We start from the raw sequence: 1033 nt of genomic DNA on the forward strand, positions 1-1033 counted from the left end.
CGGCCACGCCCCGCAGGTGGCGGACCCGCACGGTACGGTGGCCCACATCCTTCCCTTTGCACAAGGAGCGGGCGCATGATCCTGCCACGCAGACGGCTGCTGGCCGGTACCGGCGCCGCGCTTTCCACCGGTTTTCTTCCACGCCCCGGCCTTGCAACCACGCCCGCCGGAACCGAGGCGATCCTGGAGGCGCTGGCCGCTCCCTACGCCAGTCAGCCCCCCTTGCCCCCGGTGGCGGAGGAGGACGCACTGGTGGCCATGGGCTATGTCGGCCCGGTCAGTGATGGCGGCTGGACCGAGATGCACCATGTCGCCCTGCAGGCGGTGCGCCGGACATTTCCGAAACTGCGCACGGTTTATGTGGAAAGCATGCCCTATTCCGCCGATGCGACCCGTCTTTTGCGCGAATTCGTGGCCGAAGGCGCGCAGATGGTCATGACCGGCGCGGATTATGGTGATTTCCTGACCGATGTGGCCGCCCGTGCGCCGGATACCGCCTTCGTCCAGTGCGATGGCCGGGCCGTGCGGCGCAATGTAAGCTGGTATTATATCGCGCACTGGTATGTCAGTTATGTGATCGGCGTGGCGGCGGGGCTGCTGAGCAAGACCGGCAAGCTGGCTTTATCGGTGCATTTCCATTACCCTCGGCCTATGCCGGGTCCAATGCGCTGCTCATGGGCGCGCGCACCATCAACCCCGATGCGACGATGCAGGTCATCACCATCAATGCCTGGTTCGACCCGCAGGCGGCCATACAGGCCGCCAATGCGCTGGCGGACAAGGGATGTGACTTCCTGTTCGGCATCATGGACGAGGCGGGTTACCTGCACGTGGCGCAGGAGCGCGGGCTGTGGGCGGCGATGTGGAACAAGGACATCCGCCAGTTCGGGCCGGATGCCTATGTGGCCTCGGTCGTGCTGGACTTCGCGCAGTTCTATATTTCCCAGATCCGCGCACGTCTGGCGGGCACATGGCGGCCGGTCCCGCAGATGCTGCAAATGGGCGCGGGCGTGGACCGTGACCCCTGGGGCCG

General features: G+C 65.8%; 1 pseudogene. It reads left to right on the plus strand.

The window, feature by feature from the left end:
• Positions 1 to 75: 75 nt before the first annotated feature.
• Positions 76 to 1033 (plus strand): annotated as a pseudogene (locus JCM25156_RS25985) (BMP family ABC transporter substrate-binding protein); the annotation flags it as partial.

This window comes from Komagataeibacter kakiaceti JCM 25156 (assembly GCF_000613305.1).